The organism is Erwinia sp. LJJL01 (assembly GCF_047300805.2).
Lineage (GTDB): Bacteria > Pseudomonadota > Gammaproteobacteria > Enterobacterales > Enterobacteriaceae > Erwinia > Erwinia aphidicola.
In genome coordinates this window covers 154718-168082 of the sequence record NZ_CP178576.1, presented here as the reverse complement: position 1 = coordinate 168082, position 13365 = coordinate 154718, and the positions used below count along the sequence as shown (strand labels likewise).

Annotated in this window: 16 protein-coding genes and 1 riboswitch; of the genes, 4 read left to right on the top strand and 12 right to left on the bottom strand. The window is 58.2% G+C overall.

The features are described from left to right. Positions 1-28: 28 nt before the first annotated feature. From ACLI4M_RS01660 to ACLI4M_RS01645, 4 genes are all read right to left on the bottom strand, one after another. Positions 29-277 carry a hypothetical protein gene (locus ACLI4M_RS01660; protein WP_062818168.1) on the bottom strand — a complete coding sequence of 83 codons (249 nt, stop codon included), beginning with the start codon at positions 275-277 and terminating at the stop codon, positions 29-31. Between the two features lie 110 nt (positions 278-387). Next, on the bottom strand, positions 388-813 hold the full coding sequence (locus ACLI4M_RS01655; RefSeq protein ID WP_048915543.1) for a GNAT family N-acetyltransferase: 426 nt from the start codon (positions 811-813) through the stop codon (positions 388-390). Positions 814-906: 93 nt separating this feature from the next. Next, complete coding sequence (locus ACLI4M_RS01650) at positions 907-1230, bottom strand: AzlD domain-containing protein (RefSeq protein WP_133623268.1); 324 nt, start codon at positions 1228-1230, stop codon at positions 907-909. After that, on the bottom strand, positions 1230-1892 hold the full coding sequence (locus ACLI4M_RS01645) for an AzlC family ABC transporter permease (protein ID WP_048915545.1): 663 nt from the start codon (positions 1890-1892) through the stop codon (positions 1230-1232). The genes ACLI4M_RS01650 and ACLI4M_RS01645 overlap by 1 nt, the downstream gene beginning before the upstream one ends. Before the next feature lie 103 nt (positions 1893-1995). Between ACLI4M_RS01645 and ACLI4M_RS01640 the strand changes: the two genes are divergently transcribed. Beyond that, positions 1996-2544: a helix-turn-helix domain-containing protein gene (locus ACLI4M_RS01640; RefSeq protein WP_048915546.1), complete on the top strand. Its 549-nt coding sequence runs from the start codon at positions 1996-1998 to the stop codon at positions 2542-2544. Between the two features lie 8 nt (positions 2545-2552). Here the strand turns inward: ACLI4M_RS01640 and ACLI4M_RS01635 are convergent, their stop codons facing one another. Then, positions 2553-3284 carry a carbonic anhydrase gene (locus ACLI4M_RS01635; RefSeq protein ID WP_133623269.1) on the bottom strand — a complete coding sequence of 244 codons (732 nt, stop codon included), beginning with the start codon at positions 3282-3284 and terminating at the stop codon, positions 2553-2555. Between the two features lie 195 nt (positions 3285-3479). Beyond that, a riboswitch (TPP riboswitch) is annotated at positions 3480-3578 on the top strand. A gap of 34 nt (positions 3579-3612) precedes the next feature. Between ACLI4M_RS01635 and thiM the strand changes: the two genes are divergently transcribed. The 3 genes from thiM (at position 3613) to fbaB (ending at position 6408) form a co-directional block, all read left to right on the top strand. Then, positions 3613-4404, top strand: coding sequence for a hydroxyethylthiazole kinase (thiM, locus tag ACLI4M_RS01630; RefSeq protein ID WP_133623270.1), 792 nt, complete (start codon positions 3613-3615; stop codon positions 4402-4404). Further along, the gene (thiD, locus tag ACLI4M_RS01625; protein WP_133623271.1) at positions 4401-5201 is read left to right on the top strand and encodes a bifunctional hydroxymethylpyrimidine kinase/phosphomethylpyrimidine kinase; all 801 of its coding nucleotides are present in this window, start codon (positions 4401-4403) and stop codon (positions 5199-5201) included. Before thiM ends, thiD begins: the two co-directional genes overlap by 4 nt. A gap of 154 nt (positions 5202-5355) precedes the next feature. Then, the gene (gene fbaB, locus ACLI4M_RS01620) at positions 5356-6408 is read left to right on the top strand and encodes a class I fructose-bisphosphate aldolase (protein ID WP_133623272.1); all 1053 of its coding nucleotides are present in this window, start codon (positions 5356-5358) and stop codon (positions 6406-6408) included. A 145-nt stretch (positions 6409-6553) separates the two neighbouring features. On the opposite strand, the gene ACLI4M_RS01615 is transcribed toward fbaB, so the two are convergent. From ACLI4M_RS01615 to ACLI4M_RS01585, 7 genes are all read right to left on the bottom strand, one after another. Then, on the bottom strand, positions 6554-7234 hold the full coding sequence (locus tag ACLI4M_RS01615) for a GntR family transcriptional regulator (protein ID WP_133623273.1): 681 nt from the start codon (positions 7232-7234) through the stop codon (positions 6554-6556). Positions 7235-7325: 91 nt separating this feature from the next. Next, positions 7326-8789 (bottom strand): mannitol dehydrogenase family protein, encoded by a 1464-nt coding sequence (locus ACLI4M_RS01610; RefSeq protein WP_133623274.1) that lies wholly within the window; start codon positions 8787-8789, stop codon positions 7326-7328. Positions 8790-8832: 43 nt separating this feature from the next. Beyond that, a complete protein-coding gene (locus tag ACLI4M_RS01605; protein WP_048915553.1) occupies positions 8833-10116 on the bottom strand; it encodes an MFS transporter in 1284 nt (427 codons plus the stop codon). 93 nt (positions 10117-10209) lie between these two features. Then, positions 10210-11220 (bottom strand): Zn-dependent oxidoreductase, encoded by a 1011-nt coding sequence (locus ACLI4M_RS01600; protein WP_133623275.1) that lies wholly within the window; start codon positions 11218-11220, stop codon positions 10210-10212. Positions 11221-11230: 10 nt separating this feature from the next. Continuing rightward, on the bottom strand, positions 11231-12445 hold the full coding sequence (gene manD / locus ACLI4M_RS01595) for a D-mannonate dehydratase ManD (protein WP_133623276.1): 1215 nt from the start codon (positions 12443-12445) through the stop codon (positions 11231-11233). A 163-nt stretch (positions 12446-12608) separates the two neighbouring features. Then, complete coding sequence (locus ACLI4M_RS01590) at positions 12609-12806, bottom strand: hypothetical protein (protein ID WP_133623277.1); 198 nt, start codon at positions 12804-12806, stop codon at positions 12609-12611. Beyond that, positions 12775-13242 carry a hypothetical protein gene (locus ACLI4M_RS01585; protein ID WP_133623278.1) on the bottom strand — a complete coding sequence of 156 codons (468 nt, stop codon included), beginning with the start codon at positions 13240-13242 and terminating at the stop codon, positions 12775-12777. The genes ACLI4M_RS01590 and ACLI4M_RS01585 overlap by 32 nt, the downstream gene beginning before the upstream one ends. Between the last annotated feature and the right edge of the window lie 123 nt (positions 13243-13365).

The window sequence follows — 13365 nt, the reverse complement described above, 5'->3', positions numbered from 1 at the left end:
TTATTCTGGTCGGCCTGTTTAAGATATTTCACACTAAACGCACGTGCCGCTGCTGGAAGCCATCCACCATCGAATAATCAAAATCGATTTTCCCGCCGTCAAACAGCTGGTTAATCAGGGTAAAGTCATTATCCGGCGTCACGTTGCAGCGGTGGTTGAGCAGGGTGTCCTGGATAGTAAAGGCCTTGTCGCCACGCGCAATGCGCTTCAGATATTGCAGCATCTCATAAGCGTTTTTGCTTACGCCCGCCTGTTCGTGAAGAGGTCTGTTGGTCATCGTCGGTTCTGGCGCCATTCTTAGAGCTAAAACCGCATTATAGTCGGTTGTGTTCGACAGGCGGCAAGCCGATTTTATATTTCAGTGCAGGTGTGATGCTGCGGTGGCGGCTATTTCAGCACGTAGTGCATTAACAGGTATTCACCCTGGTCGCTCTCGCCCTGCGCCACTACCCGCCAGCCGTGCTTTTTATAGAAGCTCTGCGCCTGTAAGTTTTCCGCCAGGCACTTGAGCGCCCCGGTAGAGGTAAAGCTGTTCTGTACCGCCTGCAACAGCGCGCTGCCCGCGCCGCTGCCCTGCCAGGCCGGGTCAATAAACAGGCTGTGCAAAAAGTTATCGTTATCCAGCACCGCGGCAAAACCCACGCGGTGCCCGTCCTCTTCTGCCACCAGCACGCGCTCGCCGAGCGTCACGCGGTCAAAATCCTCTAACTGCCATTCGGCGTCGTCCAGCCAGGTCCAGTTCGCCTTGCGCGAGGCGAGAAACAGCGTGCGCAAAAAGGGGCGGTCAGCTTCGGTAAACGGACGAATATTCATGATGAAACTCCTGCAGCAAAACGCCGTGTGGCAACGGCGCAGAGTTTATCGCAAAACAGCCGTTTCTGAAGAAGAAAAAGCGCGTAAAGGCGGTTAGCTGACCCCGGCATAACGCAGCAGGGCGGTGACCAGCGCCGCCGCGAAGATCACGACGATCAGCGGCGCCTTACGCCAGGCCAGCAGCACGGCCACGGCCACCCCAGCCACGCGGGCAATCCCGGCAAAATGTACCCCTTCATAGAAGGTATTCGCCAGGGCAACGGCAAACAGCAGCGTGGTGGCGGCATCGGAGAGCAGCGTGCGCGCATTTTCTGACAGCGCCATGCGGTTACCGAGTTTTGCTCCGGCAAAACGCATCAGCCAGGTGCCGAGCGCCAGAATCGCGATACCGCTGATGATCAAAGAGTGAGCGGGCATTATTTCCTCCTCGCCAGCAGGCCGGCCATCGACAGCAGCACCGGTAAGCCGACCGGAGTAAACGGCACTGCCAGCAGCGACAGCGCCGCGCCACAGGAGGCGCGCGTCAGGGTGGTACGAGACTTAAACGCCGGGATCACCAGCGCCAGCAGGATCGCCGGGAACACGGCATCCAGCCCAATCACGCTGGTATCGGGCAGCAGGGTGCCAATCAGGCTGCCGATCAGCGCCCCAAGCGGCCAGACGATCGCCACCCCTAGCCCGCACAGCCAGAATGCGGCCTTACGCTGCTGCGGCGTGGACTGCGACAGGCCAAATACCACGCTTTCGTCATTCATAATATGGCAGCCAAGCAGCGCGGAGAGGCGTGAACCGACCAGGTCGCGCACCGCAATGCCAAACGGAAAATGGCGGGCATTGACCAGCAGCCCGGCGGCGGCGGCGGCTAACGGATTGCCGCCGCTGGCAATAATGGCGATAAACATAAACTCTGACGCCCCGGCCAGCACAAACAGCGAGGAGAACAGCGGCACCCACAGCGGAAAACCGTAAGCCGTTGCCAGAGAACCGTAGGAAACACCCACCACGCCAACGGCAAGGCAGATCAGGTAGATCGCCTTACGCGTGGCGGGCGTCAGCGAGGAAAAATTGTGGCTAAACATGCTTTTCTAACCCTATCGAACGAAACTGCCATTATAATGAACGCATTAGAATAGGTTATCAAGACGAACGTTTCGTTCGTTTTAACGAACTGTGAGGTAAGGCATGACCCAGCCAATCGCCCTGATTGCCCAAAGCCTGGTGCGCGAGCGGACGCGCGCAGGGCTGTCGCTGGCCGAAGTCGCCCGGCGGGCAGAGATCGCTAAATCCACGCTGTCGCAGCTGGAGGCGGGTAACGGCAATCCCAGCCTGGAAACGCTGTGGGCGCTGTGCGTGGCGCTGAATATCCCGTTTGCTAAACTGCTGGAGCCGGAGAGCAATAAGACTCAGGTGGTACGGCGTGGAGAGGGAAGTAAAGTGGTGGCCGAGCGCGGCAACTATGAGGCCATTCTGCTGGCCAGCTGTCCGCCGGGCGCGCGGCGGGATATCTATCTGCTGATCACCCAGCCTGGCGAGGAACGCCTCTCACAGCCCCATATTCCCGGCTCTGTTGAGCATATTATCATCACCCAGGGGCGGGCGCTGGTGGGGCTGAAAGAGTCGCCGGAAGAGTTATTCCCCGGCGATTACATCTGCTATCCCGGCGATCGCCCGCATATCTTCAAGGCGCTGGAGCCGGATACGCTGGCGCTGCTGGTGGCGGAGCAGGGATAGAAAAGCCTTTACTCGACTACCATACGGCCATTCAGCGGCTGCACCGGGCGATTGTTGCTCTGTGCCAGCGCTTTCTGGAACTGCGCCAGCTGTGCTGCGGACAAGGTGACCGGCTTTTTCATCACCAGCCAGCGCAAGCCCTCTGTGCAAGGTGGTGTGGTCAGCGAGCCGCTGAAACGGTAGTAGTGTAGATCGGTCGGGAACAGGGGTTTCAGGTCATAACGCTCATCCAGCTTCACACTCTGGTTTAACTTAGCCGGAATGCGCTTAAGGATGGGATTGAGAGCACTGTTTTCCGCACCCACTTCAAACATCACCGCAACTACCGCCAGTGAACCACTGGCATCCGCATGCACAAAGTGCACCTCCAGCGGATAGCGCTTGCCGTTGATCAGGTTTTCGCTCGGCGCATGGAAGTGGTACTGGCGCAGCCTAAACATCCTGTTATCCAGCTTGAAATCATCTTCATCATCCACGGTGACCTGTAAGGTATGGCCGTTATTCACCAGGCTTTCCGCCTCAGAGTGATAATCCATTTCTAGCGCGGGAAGATTCGCTTTAGTGACAAAGCGGATATCAATGGGTGACTGAAACTGACCAATTTTACAGGTGGCGAACTTTTCGCTCAGATTCCCCCAGTTTTCTGGTCCAGCCTGGCCTTCATAGGTCCAGTGCGGCGCTGTCTCTGCACTGGCTGATGCAGACAGGGCGAGTAGTGTTGCGGCAATAAAAAGTTTCATTTCTGTCTCTATTATTTGGATGTATTTGCGGTGTTGGCACGGTTAAAGAGGTGGGATTATGGGCGTTGCGCAACCTGTCACCTACGAGATGCGTCTGGTATTCGGATGCATGACAAATGGGTTTACAAGATAGCGCCATCCCCCGTATTCTGTGGATTCGCTACCAGCGCAATGAATTCTAAAATTTAACGATTTATCAATGACTCGGGGTGCCCGACCTAACCGTCCGGCTGAGAAAAACCCGCATAACCTGAACTGGATAATGCCAGCGTAGGGAAGTCAGATGCCCGACCGGCATCGCCTTCTTGATCGCCGGTTGGGAGTAATCATGATCCAACCTCAAAGCCTCAGCCACGCCGACGTGGCCCACTCTCTGGCGCTGTTTCGCCAAAAATCACCGTTAATCCACTGTATGACCAATGACGTGGTGCAAACCTTTACCGCCAACGTGCTGCTGGCGCTGGGGTCCTCCCCGGCGATGGTGATCGACCCGGATGAAGCCGCGCAGTTCAGCGCCATCGCCGATGCCTTACTGGTCAACGTCGGCACGCTAACGCATTCGCGCAGTGACGCGATGCGTGCGGCGATCGGCGCTGCGAATGGCGCCGGACACGCCTGGACGCTGGACCCGGTGGCGGTCGGCGCGCTGGATTTCCGCAGTGAATTCTGTCAGCAGCTGCTGGCGAGCAGGCCCGCCGCGATTCGCGGTAATGCTTCCGAAATCATGGCGCTGGCAAAACAGGCGGTCAGCGGGCGTGGCGTCGACAGCCTGCATCCGTCGGATGCAGCGTTACAGGCCGCCGAAACCCTAGCGCTTGCCAGCGGCGCGGTGATTGCGGTAACCGGCGAGGTCGATTTTGTTACCGACGGGCGGCGCACGCTAAGCGTGAGCGGCGGTTCGCCATTGATGACTCGCGTGGTGGGTACCGGCTGTGCACTGTCGGCTGTGGTGGCCGGGTTTGCCGCGCTGCCGGGCGACCGTCTGGTGAATGTCGCCAGTGCCTGCCGCGTGGTATCGCTGGCTGGCGAGCGTGCTGCCGCGCAGGTGAAGGGGCCGGGCAGCTTTATCCCGGCGTTTCTCGATGCCCTGTACCAACTCAATCCGGAGGCGCTGGTATGAAACGTATCAACGCCATGACTATTGCCGGTACCGACCCGAGCGGCGGGGCGGGTATTCAAGCCGATCTTAAGGCGTTCTCCGCGCTGGGCGCTTACGGCACCAGCGTGATCACCGCGCTGGTGGCGCAAAACACCACCGGGGTGCAGTCGGTGTATCGCATTGAGCCGGATTTTGTCGCCGCGCAGCTGGATTCGGTGCTGTCCGACGTGCGCATCGACACCATTAAAATCGGCATGCTGGCGGAAAGTGCCATCGTCGACGTGGTGGCCGATCGCCTGAAGGGTGCCAGCGCACCGTGGGTGGTGCTGGATACGGTGATGCTGGCGAAAAGCGGCGATCCGCTGCTCTCGGTGGAGGCCGTTGCCACGCTACGCGAACGCCTGCTGCCGCAGGTATCGTTGATCACCCCAAACCTGCCTGAAGCTGCGGCTCTGTTACAGTGCCAGCCCGCGCGCAACGAAACCGAGATGCGCGCACAAGGGCGGGCGCTGCTGGCGCTCGGCTGCCAGGCTGTGCTGATGAAGGGCGGCCACCTCAGCGAAGAGGAGAGCCCTGACTGGCTGTTAACCCGCGAGTTAGAACAGCGCTTCACCGCACCGCGTATTAACACGCGCAACACCCACGGCACCGGCTGCACGCTCTCGGCGGCGCTGGCAGCGCTGCGTCCGCGCCATGATAACTGGGTAACGACGGTGCAGGCCGCCAAGCAGTGGCTGCAGGGGGCGCTGGAGCAGGCTGACTCGCTGGAAGTCGGCCACGGGCACGGCCCGGTGCACCATTTCCATCAGTGGTGGTAGCGCGCACCCCCTCACGCTTTTTAGTGCGGATCCTTCTGAAAAATGGAGTCAGCAATTTGCCTTAATGGACGTTTTAGGTTCACCCTGTTGAGGTCAGTCAGTCTGACCCGCGGGCCGCTTCGCTGCGGCCTCCACAACTTTGACAGGAGTTACCATGACGGACATCGTACAGTTACTGGGCAAAGAAGCAGACTCTCTTTTGCAACATCGCTGCATGACTATTCCAGCGGACAGCCTCTATCTCCCGGGCGCGGATTATGTTGATCGGGTGATGGTGGATAATAACCGCCCGCCAGCGGTACTGCGCAATATGCAAACCCTGTACAACACCGGACGTTTAGCCGGGACAGGTTACCTCTCTATCCTGCCAGTCGATCAGGGCGTTGAGCACTCTGCGGGGGCCTCCTTCGCCGCCAATCCCCTCTATTTTGATCCGAAAAATATCGTGGAGCTGGCGATTGAAGCCGGATGCAACTGCGTGGCGTCCACCTATGGCGTGCTGGCGTCGGTATCGCGCCGCTATGCCCACCGCATTCCGTTTATGGTCAAGCTGAACCACAACGAAACCCTGAGCTACCCCACGCAGTACGACCAGACCCTGTACGCCAGCGTCGAGCAGGCGTTCAACCTCGGTGCGGTGGCGGTCGGTGCCACGATTTATTTCGGTTCTGAGCAGTCGCGTCGCCAGATTGAGGAGATCTCCGCCGCGTTTGAACGGGCGCATGAGCTGGGGATGGTCACCGTGCTGTGGGCCTACCTGCGTAACGATGCTTTCAAGAAGGATGGGGTGGATTACCACGCCAGCGCCGATCTGACCGGGCAGGCCAACCATCTGGCCGCCACCATCGGGGCGGATATCGTTAAGCAGAAGATGGCGGAGAATAACGGCGGCTACCAGGCGCTGAAGTTCGGTCATACCGACGAGCGCGTCTACAGCAATCTGACCAGTGATAATCCTATCGATCTGGTGCGTTATCAGCTGGCGAACTGCTATATGGGCCGCGCCGGGCTGATTAACTCCGGTGGCGCAGCAGCGGGGGAGACGGATACCGCCGAATCGGTGCGTACCGCGGTGATCAACAAACGTGCGGGTGGTATGGGGTTAATCCTTGGCCGCAAGGCGTTTAAGAAGTCGATGAGAGAGGGCGTGGCGCTGATTAATTCGGTGCAGGATGTGTATCTGGCGAAGAACGTGACTATCGCCTGAGGTAAAACGGGCTGACCGAAAAAGAGGGTCAGCCCCTACAAAATTCCGTAGGGGTCGACCATTTTTTCCGGTCGACCCGTGTTGAAGGTTTGCATCAGCCGTGAGCAAAAAGGGCTGACCGAAAAAGAGGGTCAGCCCCTACGCGTTACAGCGCTTCAAACCACTCGCTGTTCTGCTCGGCAATTGGGGTGATGGAGAAGATCATCTCCTGCAAATGACGGCGCAGCGCGCTTTCGGCGGCGTCGGCATCTTTCGCGCGCAGCGCCTGATAAATCAGCTGGTGCTGCTCAATCAGGCTTTCGGGCGGGGAGACTTTGCTCAGCGTCAGGAAGCGCACGCGGTCCATAGTGGCTTTAATATTTTCCACCGTTTCCCACGCCAGCTCACAGTGAATACTTTGTGCAATCAGGCGATGAAACTCATCGTCCAGCAGCAGGAACGCCTGGCTGTCATGGCGCTCTGCCGCCAGTCTTTGCAGCTGCAGATTGTGCTCCAGCGCCGCCAGTCCGTCTGCGCTCGCTTCAACGGCCGCCCGCCGCACGACTGCGACTTCCACCGCCTCACGAATAAATCGCCCATCGGCCACGCGCTGCGCGGAGATTTTACGCACGAAGGTGCCACGCTGCGGCAGTACCTGCACCAGTCCGGCTTCCGCCAGCTTGATAAAGGCTTCACGCACCGGCTGGCGCGAGACGTTGAAGCGCGCAGACACCTCTTTTTCCGACAGTAGCGAACCGGGGTGAATGGCACAGGTGACGATCTCCTGGCGCAAAAAGCGGTAGATCTGCTGGTTGACCGGTTCACTGGCGGTGATGGTATAAGACATTCGGCAACTTCCTTTTGCGGCAGGCTCAGCAGCCTGCCTGCGAGCGACGGGAAAGCACCAGTCTAATCAGCATGGCGTTAGTGCGCTAGCGTTAAACGTCAGCAACCAGCTGATGCACCGTCAGTTTGGCACCCTGGCTGAGCAGCTGCTGGTAAAAATGGTTGACCCGGCTGACAAACTGCGCGCTGGCGGGTAAATCTTCACCAAATACGTTAGTCATCGCCAGTAACGCACTCACGCGCTCCTGACCTTCGCTGCTCGATGCCACACGCTGCGCCAGATCGTCACGCAGCGGATCGTTAATCGCAATCGGCTCTCCCCGTTCGTTTTTGCCCGCGACATAGCGGATCCAGCCCGCCACGCCAAGCGCCAGCAGGTCAAAGTTGCTGCCGTTGGCGAGGTGCCAGCGAATACTGTCCAGCCAGCGCTGTGGCAGCTTCTGACTGCCGTCGTTGGCAATCTGCGCGGTGCGGTGCTTAATTGCGCGGTTGCTGTAGCGGGCTATCAGGGAATCGGCGTAGGCCGTCAGGTCCACGCCCTGAGTGCGCAGCGTCGGCGCCTGCTGGTCGAGCATCAGCTGGCGTGCGGCCTGTTTAAATTTGGCATCGGCCATACAGTCGCTGATATGTTCATAGCCCGCCAGATTGCCGAGGTAAGCGAGAAAAGAGTGGCTGCCGTTCAGCATGCGCAGCTTCATCTCTTCGAACGGCAGTACGTCGGTAACCAGCTCTGCTCCAGCCAGCTCCCAGGCCGGGCGCCCACTGACAAAATTATCCTCAATCACCCATTGGAAAAAGGGTTCACAGGCCACGGCTACCGGGTCTTCGCAGCCCAGCTTATTGTGCAGGGCGCGGTGAGTGTCATCCGTCATCGCCGGAACGATACGGTCAACCATGGTCGACGGGAAAGTCAGGTTCTGCGCAATCCAGTCGGCCAGTTCGGGCTGCTGCTGGCGGGCCAGTGCGCTGATAACCTGGCGCGTGACGTGGCCGTTTTCTGGCATATTGTCACAGGACATCACGCTGAAAGGAGCCAGCCCCAGCTCGCGGCGGCGGCGGATGGCGGCAAGAATAATGCCCGGCAGCGATTCAGGCGCATCCGGATGGGCCAGATCGTGCACGATAGCCGGGTGTTCAAGGTTCAGCTTGCCGCTGGCCGGATGATGGCAGTAGCCTTTTTCCGTCACGGTCATCGAAACAATCGCCACATCCGGCTGGCACAGTGCATCCAGTACCGCACTGATGCCGTCGGACTGGCCGTGCAGAGCGGCGGTCACCACGCCAATGACCCGCAGATTGAGGCGGTCATCGGCCATCTCTGCCACGCTGTAGCACAGCTGCTGCTGGCGCAGAGCCTGAATCAGCTCGCCGCTGTTGAGATTGATTTCACAATAGCCCCAGTCGCTGCTCTGCTCGGCGGCGAGGCGGTCACTGCATACCGCCTGATGAGCGCGGTGGAAAGCACCAAAACCGATATGTACCATGCGGGTGCGCAGGGCCTTGCGGTCATACTGCGGGCGCTGTACGTCTTGCGGAAGCTTATCGAGGGAGAGCATAAAACATCCTTAGTTTAGGGCGGGTTATCCCCGCCCGCAGGGGTCACACTGAAACCGGGGTGTTATGGGTTTTCGGCGGTTTAATCACCAGCAGTACCAGCAGCGCGCCCAGCGCGGCCACGCAGCCGGCGAGGATAAAGGCGCTGTCAAACTTGCCGGTGTGCTGCACGATATAGCCGGTGACAATCGGGCCAACGATACCGGACAGGCTGCCAATCAGATGGATAAAACCACTGATACTGCCGACGCGGCTCTTGTGCACCACGTCCTGAATAATCGCCCAGTAAATGGCCCCGGTGATATACAGGAAGAAGATGGAAACCGACATCAGGCCAACCGCCGACGTTACCTCTTTTACCGTACCCGCCAGGCCGACACAAATCGCCGCTGCCATTAACGAGACCACCAGCACAATTTTGCGGGAAAGCAGTAACTTACCGGTGACTTTAAAGATCTTGTCTGAAATGATCCCACCCAGCGCCAGGCCGACGAAACCGACAATCCACGGGATCATGGTGGTGATGCTCATCGCCTTAATATCCAGCCCGTGCGCCTGTACCAGATAGGCCGGGAACCAGCTCAGGAAGAAGAAGAGAATATAGTTGTAGCAGAAGAAGGCGAACGCCGTGACCAGAATGATCGGCTGGCGCAGGTAGTAACCGAGCCCGTGCTGCGACTGCGACAGCTCCTCTTCCGCACTGAGCTGCTCATCTTTCATCTGCGCAATCAGGGCGCGCTCACGCTCGCTGATGATTTTGCTTTTTAGCGGGTTATCCGAGGCGATAAAGAACCACACCACCATCCAGACGATGCCGATGCTGCAGATAATGGCAAACGCCGGGCGCCAGCCAAAGGCGAGGGCGAGGTAGCCAATAATCGGCCCCGCCACGGCCCCGCCGAGCGGAGAACCCGCGCTAAGCAGCCCCATCGCGGTTGCCGCCTGTTTTTTTGGGAACCAGCCGTTAATGGCCTTGTTAGCCGAGGCGCAGATAGGCCCTTCCGCCATGCCGAACAGCACGCGCAGGATCAGCATCGACCAGAAGCCGGTCGCCAGCGCGGTGAAGCCGCAGAACAGCGACCACATCCCGACGGCGACGCCGAGGGTCAGCGTTGGGCCGAATTTGTCGGTCGCCAGACCGCCGACAAAGTTAAAGATGGCATAGCCGAAGAAGAAGCTGCCGAAAATCAGGCCAAACTCTTCGGCGTTCAGCATCAGGTCTTTTTCAATCATCGGCACGGTCAGCGACAGCGCGACGCGGTCGAGATAGTTGATCATGTAAACAAGGAACAGTAATAAGACTATCGTCCAGCGCAGGTTCTTAAACATAGTAATAACTCCGCTTGTTATATTTTTAGTGGGTAGGGTTTGAGGTATTGATATTGACCGCAGGCCGGGAACCGGGCCTGCGGCGTTCTGGTGTTAGCTAACCTGTAAAATCACTTTGCAGCAGCTGCGCGGATCCTTTTCGAACAGCGTCATCGCCTGCTCAATCTGACTGAGCGGCAGCGTATGGGTAACCAGTTTTTCCGGCTGGATCAGCCCCTGCTCCATCCAGGCAATCACCTCGGGGAAGCGATGGCTGTTCAGGCGCGAGGTGAACAGCGACAGCTCTTTGCTGGTCAGGCTCTGCTGCGTCACGGTGCACGCCTCGCCGGAGAATCCAAGCAGGCCGATGCGCCCGGCGGGGGAGGCGAGCGCCGCCGCTTCCGCCAAAATCGACGGATGGCAGGCGGCATCGATAATCAGCGTAGGCTGCACGCCATTCAGCTGTTCTGCCAGCGGCGTTTCGCCATTATTCAGCACCAGGTCCGCGCCATTGGCTTTGGCCATCGCCAGTCGCTCATCCAGCCGATCGGCGACAATCACTTGCCTGACCTTATACACGCCTTTCAGCACCTGAATGGCGGTCAGCCCCATCGGACCGGAGCCGTAAATCAGCGCCACGTCATCCGGCTGCGGCTTAAGGAACGCGGTGATATTGGCGGCGATGGTAAACGGCTCAACCAGGCTGGCCAGCGTATCGGGGATGGCTTCCGGCAGAGTGTAAGCATTGCCCGCCGGGGCCAGCGCATATTCGCTGAAGCCACCGTCGCGGTGTACGCCAATCACCTGCAGCTCGCGACAAACGTTAGGGCGGCCGATGGAGCAGGGGTAGCAGTGGCCGCAGCTCACCACCGGGTCCACCGCCACACGTTCGCCGATGCGTGCAGCATCCACACCGTCGCCGACGGCGTCGATGACGCCAAAAAACTCATGGCCGATGACGCGCGGATAGCGGGCAAAGGGATTATGGCCGTGCCAGATATGCACGTCAGAGCCGCAGATGCTGGCGAAGCGCACCTTGACGCGCACTTCACCCGTGGACGGGGTGAGCAGCGGGCGCTCCTGCAGCTGCAGTTCGCCCGGGCGTTCAATCACCACACTTTTCATTGTTCTCTCCTTACCAGTTCCACAGGGTGCCGTCTTCCAGGCGTGCCACCGGCAGGTACGCAGGTTCGTAGGGATATTTCGCCGCCAGCTTCTCGTCAAACTCAATGCCGAGGCCCGGCTTGTCGCCCGGATGCATATAGCCGTTGTCGAAGCTCCAGCTGTTCGGGAACACCTCCAGCATCTGCTCCGAATAGCCCATATACTCCTGCACGCCAAAGTTAGGCACCCAGAGGTCGAAGTGCAGCGCCGCCGCCATGCAGATTGGCGACAGGTCGGACGGGCCGTGTGAGCCGGTGCGCACCTGGTACAGCGAGGCAAAGTCGGCGATGCGGCGCATCCCGGTGATGCCGCCCGCGTGGGTAATAGTGGTGCGGATATAGTCGATCAGCTGCTCTTCAATCAGCTGCTTGCAGTCCCAGATGCTGTTAAACACCTCGCCGACGGCTATCGGCGTGACGGTGTGCTGGCGGATCAGGCGGAAGCTCTCCTGGTTCTCGGCCGGGGTTGGGTCCTCCATCCAGAACAGGCGGTACGCTTCCACGCTTTTACCGAAGCGCGCCGCTTCAATCGGGGTCAGGCGGTGATGCATATCGTGCAGCAGATGCTCGTTGAAGCCAAACTTGTCGCGGATCGCCGCAAACAGCTTTGGCGTGAAGTCGAGGTATTTCTCGCTCGACCACAGCTGCTCTTCCGGGCGGGCACCTTTGGTGGCGGGTTCATAGGCTTCGCCTTTCCCCTTCGCCATGCCGTAGGTGGTTTTCATCCCCGGCACGCCGCACTGGGCGCGGATCGCCTTGAAGCCCAGCTCTTTATGTTTGGCGTAATCGTCCATCACTTCATCAATGCTGTGGCCGGTGGTATGGCAGTAAACCATCACCCCGGTGCGGGATGCGCCGCCCAGCAGCTGGTAAACCGGCATATTCGCCGCTTTCCCTTTGATATCCCACAGCGCCTGGTCCACGGCAGAGATCGCCGACATGGTGACCGGGCCACGACGCCAGTAAGCGCCCTTATAGAAGAACTGCCAGATATCTTCAATCTGGTGCGCATTGCGGCCAATCAGCTGTGGGCAGACGTGATCTTTCAGGTAGGAGGCAACGGGCAGCTCGCGCCCGTTGAGCGTGGCATCACCGACGCCGGTCAGCCCCTGGTCAGTGGTGATTTTAACGGTGACAAAGTTCCTGCCGGGGCAGGTAACAAAGACTTCTGCTTTAACAATTTTCATTCTGAGTTCGCCTTGTGCGCTGACAATGGTGAAAAAATACGCTCTTAACGTACTACCATACAAGATGCGCGTGCAGAATTCGCGAAGGGGATCACATTTGCTTAACAGGGTTGGGATAACAAAAAAAGCGCCGGATGGCGCTTATCAGAAAGTGGAAAGTCGCTTACTCACTGGCAGAGGAGTCAGCCTGCGCGGCAGCGGCTGCCTTCGCCGCTTCTTCGGCTTTCCAGGCGTCATAAGCTTCCCCGGCCCGCACCATCATCGCAGTGAGTATATTGAGAGCTCTTTGCCACGCTTCTTCATCTTCCTTTTTATCCGCTTCTTTTTGCTCAGCGGTAACAGTATTTCGTCCGTATAACATATCCCCTCCCGATGGGTTTAAAGCCTGATTCCAGAGTATTTCCCCTGGCGTGGTGTTTTTTAATAATGCGTCGATAAATCGCTGCCAGCTTAATATCGCTGGCGGTGAAGATATACATACCAGCATTAAATTCTTCCATGTGTGCAATTAATGCTTTCTCCATCTGGCGAATAACCTGTATTGCTGACACCTGGCCAGGCAACGCCCGCGCATATAACCGCTTCGCTAAGCGATTCGCTTTAATATCAAAGCTAACTTCATACGCGCCATTTTTACTGAGGGTAAAGCCGTCATGCAGGCTGATGGTGGCCTGATCGACATGGGTGAGCTGCTCGATAATAATCTCATAATCAATACCCTGCGAGAGGAACTCATAAATATAAGTCACCCGGTTTGTGTGATAGTAAAATTTTTTAAATTCCATTTGTGTCATCATCCTTGTTCTCCGCAGAAAAATAACGCCTGCTCATTTACAAGGTATATTAACGATAAGGCGTAACGAGTCTATTTAAATAATTGGTGTGATAAATAAAATGGAAGGCGTGCCGCAAAATAATGA

Bases quoted from the DNA above. Each gene is read 5' to 3' on its own strand.
- ACLI4M_RS01660 (WP_062818168.1), bottom strand. From the start codon at position 277: ATGACCAACAGACCTCTTCACGAACAGGCGGGCGTAAGCAAAAACGCT.
- ACLI4M_RS01655 (WP_048915543.1), bottom strand. From the start codon at position 813: ATGAATATTCGTCCGTTTACCGAAGCTGACCGCCCCTTTTTGCGCACG.
- ACLI4M_RS01650 (WP_133623268.1), bottom strand. From the start codon at position 1,230: ATGCCCGCTCACTCTTTGATCATCAGCGGTATCGCGATTCTGGCGCTC.
- ACLI4M_RS01645 (WP_048915545.1), bottom strand. From the start codon at position 1,892: ATGTTTAGCCACAATTTTTCCTCGCTGACGCCCGCCACGCGTAAGGCG.
- ACLI4M_RS01640 (WP_048915546.1), top strand. From the start codon at position 1,996: ATGACCCAGCCAATCGCCCTGATTGCCCAAAGCCTGGTGCGCGAGCGG.
- ACLI4M_RS01635 (WP_133623269.1), bottom strand. From the start codon at position 3,284: ATGAAACTTTTTATTGCCGCAACACTACTCGCCCTGTCTGCATCAGCC.
- thiM (WP_133623270.1), top strand. From the start codon at position 3,613: ATGATCCAACCTCAAAGCCTCAGCCACGCCGACGTGGCCCACTCTCTG.
- thiD (WP_133623271.1), top strand. From the start codon at position 4,401: ATGAAACGTATCAACGCCATGACTATTGCCGGTACCGACCCGAGCGGC.
- fbaB (WP_133623272.1), top strand. From the start codon at position 5,356: ATGACGGACATCGTACAGTTACTGGGCAAAGAAGCAGACTCTCTTTTG.
- ACLI4M_RS01615 (WP_133623273.1), bottom strand. From the start codon at position 7,234: ATGTCTTATACCATCACCGCCAGTGAACCGGTCAACCAGCAGATCTAC.
- ACLI4M_RS01610 (WP_133623274.1), bottom strand. From the start codon at position 8,789: ATGCTCTCCCTCGATAAGCTTCCGCAAGACGTACAGCGCCCGCAGTAT.
- ACLI4M_RS01605 (WP_048915553.1), bottom strand. From the start codon at position 10,116: ATGTTTAAGAACCTGCGCTGGACGATAGTCTTATTACTGTTCCTTGTT.
- ACLI4M_RS01600 (WP_133623275.1), bottom strand. From the start codon at position 11,220: ATGAAAAGTGTGGTGATTGAACGCCCGGGCGAACTGCAGCTGCAGGAG.
- manD (WP_133623276.1), bottom strand. From the start codon at position 12,445: ATGAAAATTGTTAAAGCAGAAGTCTTTGTTACCTGCCCCGGCAGGAAC.
- ACLI4M_RS01590 (WP_133623277.1), bottom strand. From the start codon at position 12,806: ATGTTATACGGACGAAATACTGTTACCGCTGAGCAAAAAGAAGCGGAT.
- ACLI4M_RS01585 (WP_133623278.1), bottom strand. From the start codon at position 13,242: ATGATGACACAAATGGAATTTAAAAAATTTTACTATCACACAAACCGG.